The sequence below is a fragment of the Dietzia sp. Die43 genome (assembly GCF_024519835.1).
Lineage (GTDB): Bacteria > Actinomycetota > Actinomycetes > Mycobacteriales > Mycobacteriaceae > Dietzia > Dietzia kunjamensis.
Genome location: NZ_JALJRF010000035.1, coordinates 1 through 5,375, shown reverse-complemented (window position 1 = coordinate 5,375; position 5,375 = coordinate 1). Strand labels below are relative to the sequence as shown.

Here is a 5,375-nt window from a genome sequence, read left to right as displayed (position 1 = left end):
GGCGACCGAACCGGAAGCCGCCTAGGAAACCCTCCACGATTCGGGGGGAACCACATTTCGTCGGGATGCAACGCACCGTGTAGGCCCGGCCAATGCCCGGTCAGCTCCATTCGGCCGGTCAGCTCAAAACCCACCCGTTCGACCGCGGTGAGGGTCTGCGCCAGGCTGTTTTCGGGAGAAGATCTGATCGTGATGACGGACTGCCCGTCTTTGATGAGGTCGACTGACACCCCCTCGACTTCGGGTAGCCCCCATAGATGCTCGATCATTCGCGCGATGCACTCACCGCAGGTCAGTCCCCTGACGGTGTAACTCATCGTGCTAGTGGCCGCTGCAGCCATCTCGGTGTCATCCAGCCTTGGAAATCGCGTCGTGCTCGCTCCTGGTCGGTTCAATGCTGAGCCGATTGGATCCCAGGAGCGTGTAGTGGCGGGGTAATGGCCGTGGCCACCGGGCATTGCGAACATCATCAGGCCCATCATCGCCACGCACAGCGCGCCAAACACGATCACTCCGGTGCCTGCGACCCCGGTCACCAGCAGGACCCCGACAAGAACGAGCATCGGGACACAACACGCGAGCATCATCCAACGATGACCGGAGCGTCCGGGCTTCGAGGGCTCGGGCGGGTACTGCTCTTCCAGAGGCCCATCGCTGTAGGGGGAAGCCGACCCCGCAACGGGGGGCTGATCAGGGGGCGCGTCTAGTGGCTGGCGCCGTCGCTCCTGGGGTGATTGCTCGCTCATGAGGGGTGTCCTTTCCGAAGCGGGAGGCGGCCCAATTTTTTGTACAGTGGACAGTGCCCGGTCCCACCAGTGACGATCAGGTCCAGACCAGCCACGATCAACAACAGCTCCACGATCACCGCGCCCGTGGAATCCGCCTGGCTGAGCAGAATTCCTCCGCCAACGACACCGAGAAGACCCAACACGATGCGAGCGCCCCTTTCGATAGGGGTGATGTTGATACTCCATCTCGCCTGCATCGTTTCCTCCTGGGTGCTCGATCCAGCCCCGAGTGCACGGGACCATTGATCGGTACACCCCCAATCTGCCAAGTGTTTGTGAAGGACGAACTGTCCTTCACGTGAAGGTTCGGTGAAGCCGGTACGGCGTGTGCCACAAGTGTGGGGAGATGCGCGCCTCAACGCGCTCAGCGGACGCGCGTCGTGCGGCCTGAATCGCGCTGGGTTGGTTGGAGTCTCTGGTGTGCTCTGTGTTCTCACTGGTGTTGGTGGTGTCGCACGGCGAGCCACTGGGCGAGGACGATGGCTAGGGCCACTAGCGCGGTGATGACGAGGGTGAACGGGTCCGATTGGCTCTTGGTGAGCAGGAAGGGCACCAGTACCGCGAGGTCAAGGATGATCGCGAGCAACGGGATCCAGGAGTTGGCGGCGACGTCGTTTTTGAGACGGCGGATGATCCCGAAGTGGATGGCAATGTCCATGGCCAAATACAAGATAGCGCCAAGGGAGGCGATCTGGGAGAGGTCGAAGAAGGCGGCCATCACGATCGCCAGCCCGGCGGTGATGTAGAGCGACTGATGTCCTGGCCGGCCGGGCAGGCCCGGGGCTTGGCCCATTTCTCGGAGCATGTCGTAGAGCTTCGAGACTGAGAATAGGCTCGCGATCAGTCCAGACAGTGTGGCGACCACCGCGATAAGCACGGTTATTCTCATGCCCCAGTCGCCGAACATCGGCTGGGCTGCTTCGGCCAGTGCGTAGTCGCGGGCCTCGATGATCTCTGGCACGGTCAGGCTCGCAGTGACTGCGACGGTGATCAATAGATAGAGCGCCGTGCACAGGGCGATGGAAATAATGATTGAGCGGCCGATATTGCGCTTGGGGTTCTTCAGATCCCCGCCGTGGTTGGTGATCGTGGTGAACCCCTTGTACGCCAGGATGCATAGGGTGACACCGGCGAGAAAGCCCACCCATCCCTGGTCTGGTGGCGTGCGTCCAGCGGCGGTAATGAGCCGGGGCAGGGAGGAGAGTCCCGCGGCGAGGATTCCCGCGATCGCCAGCACCGCGATGCCGACGATCTTGAGCGCTGCGGTGACCGTGGCAGAGCGCTCCACTAGTTGGTTGCCCACCAGGTTCACCAGTGCGGCGCCGGCGATGGCGAGGACGGCCAGCACCGGGACCCACACGTCGGAGTCCTGCATCCCGAACGGTCGCAGCATGTAGGTACCGAAGGTTCGGCCGAGAAGGGACTCGGCGAGGATCATCGACACGTACATGAACAGCGAAACCGAGCCAGCCACGACCCCGGGTCCATACGCGGCTTTGAGTTGCATCGCGATTCCGCCCGAGGAAGGGTTGGTGGCTGAGTAGCGGATGTAGGAGTAGGAGCTGAAGGCCACCACCACTGCCCCGGCAAGGAAGGCCCACGGCATCCACCCCCCGGCCAGCTCGGCGACCTGCCCTACCAGGGCGAAAATGCCCGCCCCGATCATCACCCCCGTCCCGAGCGCAACGGATCCAGTGAGGGTCAGTGAGTTCGAGGACTGGGCGCTGCGATCCATGCGGTACCGTACTTTCTTCTCGTCGGGCGGGGTTGGCGGTGTGCTTGCGGTCGGGTGCGCCGAGTTCAGCGGACCAGGATCGTGCCCATCATGCCGAGGTCCTCGTGGTCGAGGATGTGACAGTGGTAGACGGTGCGGCCGACGATGTCGTCGAAGGCCACGCGGATGGTGACGCGGCCGAAGGCCGGAATGTTGACCACGTCCTGCCAGGTGGGTGACTCGCCGTCGTCGAGGACTTGCATGGGCCACACGTGCAGGTGCATTGGGTGGTCCATGGGGCTGGTGTTGGTCAGGGTCCATTCCTCCACAGTTCTGGCGCGGACCGTGATGTCGTTTCGGTCGGCGTCGAACTGTCGGCCGTTGATGGTGAACGACATCATCGATTCGGCTCCGCGCATCCCACGGCCCATGCCCATGCCCATGGCGAATTCCAGGGTTCGACGGGCAGTTACCGGTGCGGTGCGCAGGTCCCGCAGGGCCGGTCCTGCGGGCACGGGATCGGGTTCGTCCGCCGGGGGCCCAGTCACGTCCAGCGTGAGCAGACCGATCGGCTCGTCGTCCGCCGGGAACGCACCGGCCATGGGTCCGCCCATCATGCCAGGCATGGCGCCGCGGTCCACCGGGATGCTGAGCAGAGTGGAGGTGCCCTGGCGAGCGTCCACCAGGAGTTCGACTCTGTTTCCGGGAGCCAGCGTCACCTCGGTGAGGTCGACAGGTTCGGGTAGGCGGCCGGTGTCACGGCCGAGCAGGCGCAGAGACTGACCATCCAGGGTCAGGCGCAGGTAGCGGGACGGGCAGGCGTTGACGATCCGCCACTGCTCTCGCTCTCCCGGCGAAGCGGTGGCCCGGGGCCGAACCTGGCCGTTGACCATCACTATCTCGCCTTGACGGCCCATCATCTTCTCGGGCGGGGACGCGGCAGCCGGGTTGCCAGTGCCGTCGAGGGTGATGTCGGAGACGACCAAGGTGCGCTCACGGGACACCGGGACCGGCTCGGGGTCCTCAACAACGATCGCTCCGTAGAGTCCGGCCGCCAGTTGGTCAGCGACATGGCCGTGGTGGTGGGGGTGGTACCAGAAAGTCCCGGGCGGGTGGTCGTTTGGCAGGACGATTTCGTAGTCGAAGGACTCGCCGGGGGAGATGCTGACGAAGGGGTTGTCGCCATTGCCCTCGGGGGAGACGTGCAACCCGTGTACGTGCAGGTTGGTCGGGGTGTCGAGTTCGTTGGCCATCGCCACTCGGATCGTGTCTCCGCCCCGAACGCGCAGGGTGGGGCCTGGGAGTGTGCCGTTGAACGCCTGCACGTTTGCGTTTCGCCCGCCGATCTTGACCCGGGCGGGGGCGGCGACCAACTCCAGATCGAGCACACCGTCCCGACTGGCCACCACGTCCGGCTCGAGAAGGTCGTCACCACCGTCGGAGAAGCCACCACTGTTCGTGGTGTTGCCCTCACTGACGGTCCACCACAGGCCGGCCCCGCCCACGGCGGCGGTGCCGGCCCCTGCCAAACCCAGTGCGAGGAGCTGCCGTCGGGTCAGCTCGCTCACTGCCGTCCCTCGCCCAGAGTGTGTAGTCGCTCCCGGTACTCCTCGGTGGTTAGCTCTCCACGGGCGTAGCGTTCGTCCAGGATCTCTCGCGGCTGGCGCGGGCGTTCCCCGGTTTTGACATGCTCATGCCCTCCGGTCTGGCCCCGGCCGCCGGTGAACGCTTTCGCCAGGACGACGGTGACCACCACCGTGCCCAGAATGACCAAGAGCCAGAAGATCCACATCCAGCCCATTCCCGAACCCATCCCGTTGTTCCACATCATCGCGATCGTCCTTCGCTACTTCTCAGTCCCGAGCGTGTGGCCCGCCGGTGTCTGGGGGGTGGTGGCGCCGGGTGCGGGGCGTGGCGGTCGGTCTGGAGACCGTGGATCGGCATCGGCACCGAGGGTCTGGGTGTGGAGCAGCACGTGCAGGATTCAGCGATCGCTTCCAACGGAAGGTTACTGCGAGGCTGGATAGACATCTTCTCCTCTTCATATTCGTTGCTGGTGCTCACTGGAACAACTCCAATTTTACCCCCTATGGGGTATGTGGGGTAGGTGGTTGAACCCGGCTCACCCATCGATTGGTCCCTGGGTGTCTCACGCCTGGGGAGCGGTCCCTGTCAGGGCGACAATGAGGCAGAGCACGCTGGCCCAGAACACGCCCAGGCCAATGGCCACCACGGTTACACTCGCCCACTCCATACCGCGCCCCTGTCTTCCGGTCGAGTTCCACATTGGCCGGTACGCCCGCGTATTTGTGTGGAGATCAGGTGGAGGTCTGATCAAGAATTTCCGCTGGCGAGCTGACACTCAGGACAGGCTGGAACGATCGAGACCATGGTGGAGAACCCTCGTGCCCTCGAAGATGGGGGAAATTTGGGGAAGGGTGAGTTCGCAGAAACTACAGCTCGGCATCGTTTAGTGGCCCTTCATAGTGAAGGGCCCGTTTAGTGGAAGGTCTGCGTATTAGCTCCGGGCGTATTCGCGTCCACCGGCTGGTTGCACCAGATGTCGCGCACCATCTTGCGCACCTGCTGGCTGCCATTGTTCGTTTGTGCCGGTGGGGCCGCCAAAAACGAATCCGGCGAGACTCCCTCGTCCATGAACGTCGAATGTCAGGAAATTCAAACGTCGATCAATGACCACGGAAGAGTGTGCATTTTGGCTATTCCCGCGCTCGCCGGACGATTTTGGCCTGGCCTTTGGTCGAGGTCGGAATAGTGACTGGACCCCTCAGGCCTGATCGGCATTTCCGGCACGCCAGGTGGTCAAGCCCCTGGAAGTGGTGTAACTGAATGGTGATCCTTCGTGGGTGGTCAGG

The 5,375-nt window shown here is 63.6% G+C and carries 6 protein-coding genes; all 6 read right to left on the bottom strand.

The window, feature by feature from the left end; all coding sequences use genetic code 11:
* The coding region (locus tag NR111_RS17940) for a heavy-metal-associated domain-containing protein (protein WP_256821592.1) at nt 1-563 on the bottom strand (563 nt) is incomplete at its 3' end.
* Nucleotides 564-742: 179 nt separating this feature from the next.
* Nucleotides 743-985: a DUF2892 domain-containing protein gene (locus NR111_RS17935; protein ID WP_076599981.1), complete on the bottom strand. Its 243-nt coding sequence runs from the start codon at nt 983-985 to the stop codon at nt 743-745.
* Nucleotides 986-1,221: 236 nt separating this feature from the next.
* Complete coding sequence (locus NR111_RS17930; protein WP_096905123.1) at nt 1,222-2,523, bottom strand: APC family permease; 1,302 nt, start codon at nt 2,521-2,523, stop codon at nt 1,222-1,224.
* Between the two features lie 65 nt (nt 2,524-2,588).
* Complete coding sequence (locus tag NR111_RS17925; protein ID WP_206471965.1) at nt 2,589-4,070, bottom strand: multicopper oxidase family protein; 1,482 nt, start codon at nt 4,068-4,070, stop codon at nt 2,589-2,591.
* Entirely contained in the window at nt 4,067-4,333 is a 267-nt protein-coding gene (locus NR111_RS17920) for an SHOCT domain-containing protein (RefSeq protein ID WP_003862069.1), read from the bottom strand. Before NR111_RS17920 ends, NR111_RS17925 begins: the two co-directional genes overlap by 4 nt.
* 668 nt (nt 4,334-5,001) lie before the next feature.
* On the bottom strand, nt 5,002-5,157 hold the full coding sequence (locus NR111_RS17915) for a hypothetical protein (RefSeq protein ID WP_156523497.1): 156 nt from the start codon (nt 5,155-5,157) through the stop codon (nt 5,002-5,004).
* Between the last annotated feature and the right edge of the window lie 218 nt (nt 5,158-5,375).

Coding starts and splice junctions, on each gene's coding strand:
- NR111_RS17935 (WP_076599981.1), bottom strand. CDS start 985: ATGCAGGCGAGATGGAGTATCAACATCACCCCTATCGAAAGGGGCGCT.
- NR111_RS17930 (WP_096905123.1), bottom strand. CDS start 2,523: ATGGATCGCAGCGCCCAGTCCTCGAACTCACTGACCCTCACTGGATCC.
- NR111_RS17920 (WP_003862069.1), bottom strand. CDS start 4,333: ATGATGTGGAACAACGGGATGGGTTCGGGAATGGGCTGGATGTGGATC.
- NR111_RS17915 (WP_156523497.1), bottom strand. CDS start 5,157: ATGGACGAGGGAGTCTCGCCGGATTCGTTTTTGGCGGCCCCACCGGCA.